The sequence below is a fragment of the Methanosarcina spelaei genome (assembly GCF_002287235.1).
GTDB lineage: Archaea > Halobacteriota > Methanosarcinia > Methanosarcinales > Methanosarcinaceae > Methanosarcina > Methanosarcina spelaei.
On the sequence record NZ_LMVP01000198.1, the window covers coordinates 1 to 2,756 of the forward strand.

Consider the following 2,756-nt stretch of genomic DNA (forward strand, 5'->3'; position numbering starts at 1 on the left):
CAGTATTTTATTACTATGATCTATCTAAAATTAGGAAAGTTAGATTTCAAACTACCCATCTGAAATGACGAAGAGCCAGGAAAGAGAATAAAGAAAAACAAAGGAAAGAGAATAAAGAAAAACAAAGGAAAGAGGAAAAGAAAAACAAAGGAAAGAGGAAAAGAAAAACAAAGGAAAGAGAATAAAGAAAAATAAGGAAAAATCAGCTTTCTCGCGTTTTATCTTCTTTTTCCATAGCCTCTTCAATTCCTTCTCCAATTTTAACGTTCATGAGAAAGTCATCAACTGTTGCCAGGAGAGAGCCAATTTTCTCAGAATGAAACCGAACAGCAACTTTATCATCACGGATTTCACTTTCCATGCTTCTAAGGTTATCCGGAGAAAGAGCTTGTAAAATTTTCGCAGCGGATTTTCTTGATTTGGGGTCTGGAAACTCAATCGTACCTGTAATTTTCATAAGCATTCCCATCGCTTTTCCAACTTATTATCTTTATCTTTTTTGGTTTTTTGTTTCGGTCTTCTGGAGCTGGTCACCTATGATTCGGTCTGCAATGCTCAGGAACTCCTCTGCGCTTCCAAGAGGAATTGTAGCCCCGGAAGCTACATTATGTCCGCCTCCTCTTCCGCCAACTGAACTTGCAGCTTCCCTCAGGGTAAAAGCAAGGTCAAGGCCCTTTGAGACAAGCTCACGGGTGCCTCTTGCCGAGACTTTCAAGATTCCTTCGGATTCATTTATGCAAACGAAGGGAAGCTCGGGATGAAGGTAACGGACTACCGTGCTTGCAAGATTTCCGGCAGAAAGGGCATCAGCAGTAATAACATACCATAGATTTTCTCCTTTGCGAATTTTTTCTACGTTTTCCCTGACATTCAGTGTAAGTTTCTTCTCATATTCGCTTTTAAAAGAAAGGGCTTCATTGACAATCTCCTGGTCTCTCAGACAAAGAGAAATAGCCAGCCCGTAGATTTTCTGCTTTCCGCATGTATTAAGAATAGAAATAAAATCGTAAACGTTTCTTACAAGCTCCCGGTTCAGCAGCAAAACTTCTCCTATAACGGCTTCAATAGCCTCCGGGCTTGCTTGCCTGACAAGTTTCAGAGCGACAGCATTGGCCAGTCTTGAAACTTCCTCCTCAGATAGGTTTTCAATTTTTCCTGAAAGCCTGAGCTGGTTCAAAAATTCCGTTACTTTTTCAGGGTAACCGGTTATATCCAGAAAGGGTTCAGTACTGTATGCAAGTACGTCTATAAGGTCTCCATCTCCTACTTTGAGTCCCTTCCTAATAGATACGAACCCTGTTTTTAAGGCTTCTTCCAGGATGAAAGCATTGGCCGTGTGAAAGAGTTGCTTGTCTCCGATTGCACCTGCAAGAGCCAGTCCTGCAAGGTCAACGTTATCAGCTGCCAGCTCTCTCGCTACCAGGTAGCAGGTACCAGAAGCCGAGAGATCAGTTGCCCCGTCGATTCCAACCAGATGGGCATTTACAACAGCTTTTGCCGGAGATTGCCCCACAGGCTGGTGGTGATCAAGCACTATAACATCAGCTGCCACCTTACGAATAAGTTCAGGCTGCCCGCTGCCCATATCGCAAAAGATGACGAGTTCATCCCTGGAGATGCTCCTGTTAACGTCTTCAATCACAGCTTCATCCAGCCTTCCAGCTATCGAAAGCTGGAAACAAATATCTGCTCGCAACAGGGCCTGTGCCATTATCCCGGCTGAAGTCAGCCCATCAGCATCATTATGTGAGACTACGCGCACAAATCTGTATTTCCGGATTTTTTCGGCTGCGTTTTTTGCAAGATTTATCAGTTTCTCAAGCTCGCTCAAAATCCATCACTCAAAAAATTCAGTAATAAAATCAAAAGTATCGGTTTGAAAGTCAAACAATACATATTGTCAGAGAATAAAGGATGTCAGACTATACTGGCTTGATAATATAAAACTTTGTATATTAGATAACTAAAGGGTTTTTACATTGCAAATAGAAGGTTTTGAATTTACTTAGTTTTATAAAAACAAAAAAAATGGAAAATACATTTCCATTTTTATTGATATTATTTCTTCTTAAAGTTCAAACAAAGGGTGTTAAACTCACGTTTTCTATTAGCCGCAAATTCCGGAATATCCGCTTCTACTTCGTATGAGGCAATGTTTGGTATTATCTGAATGCAGTCTCAAACTTCTGGGTCACTGTACATAAAGATGTATGCAGTTTAGAAAGAACTTCATTGATTTACCATTCCAGTAATTCCAGGCATACAGTCCTCGATTTTTTTCAGATCCCTATGAATAATATCAAAATATTCTTGTGGGTTTTACAGTTCATTAATTATTTTTTTTAATTTTTGATTGTTACTATTCAGGTAGCCTTTTTAGGGCTACACAATTTTTCCTCTTTTCGAGGAAAAATTGGATTTACAATGAGTTATTTCTATCTTTGATGAAACGTGAAGAGATTCTTGCTCTGTGTACTTCAAATCCTGAAGTTATTGCAACTTACATTGAGAGTCTTGAATCTCAAATAAAACAGCTTAGTGAAAAATTGCAAGTTTTAGAATCTCGCTTAAATCAAAATAGCAGAAACAGCAGTAAACCTCCTTCTACTGATTTTTTTGTCAAAGGAAAACCTAATCCCAAGAGTCTCCGTAAAAAGAGCGAAAAGAACCCTGGAGGTCAAGAAGGTCATCCAGGAACAACTCTTAAAATGGTTGATAATCCTGATTAGGTAATAGAGCATTCTTTGAACTGCTGC

At 39.5% G+C, this 2,756-nt stretch carries 2 protein-coding genes and 1 pseudogene; 1 reads left to right on the forward strand and 2 read right to left on the reverse strand.

Features of this window, described 5'->3' with window-relative positions; genetic code table 11:
* Window positions 1-202: 202 nt before the first annotated feature.
* Window positions 203-457, reverse strand: coding sequence for a KEOPS complex subunit Pcc1 (locus ASJ81_RS10625; protein WP_095644433.1), 255 nt, complete (start codon window positions 455-457; stop codon window positions 203-205).
* Between the two features lie 33 nt (window positions 458-490).
* A complete protein-coding gene (locus tag ASJ81_RS10630; RefSeq protein ID WP_095644432.1) occupies window positions 491-1,831 on the reverse strand; it encodes a single-stranded-DNA-specific exonuclease RecJ in 1,341 nt (446 codons plus the stop codon).
* 610 nt (window positions 1,832-2,441) lie between these two features.
* Between ASJ81_RS10630 and ASJ81_RS10635 the strand changes: the two are divergent.
* Window positions 2,442-2,726: pseudogene (locus ASJ81_RS10635) on the forward strand (DUF6444 domain-containing protein); the annotation flags it as partial.
* Between the last annotated feature and the right edge of the window lie 30 nt (window positions 2,727-2,756).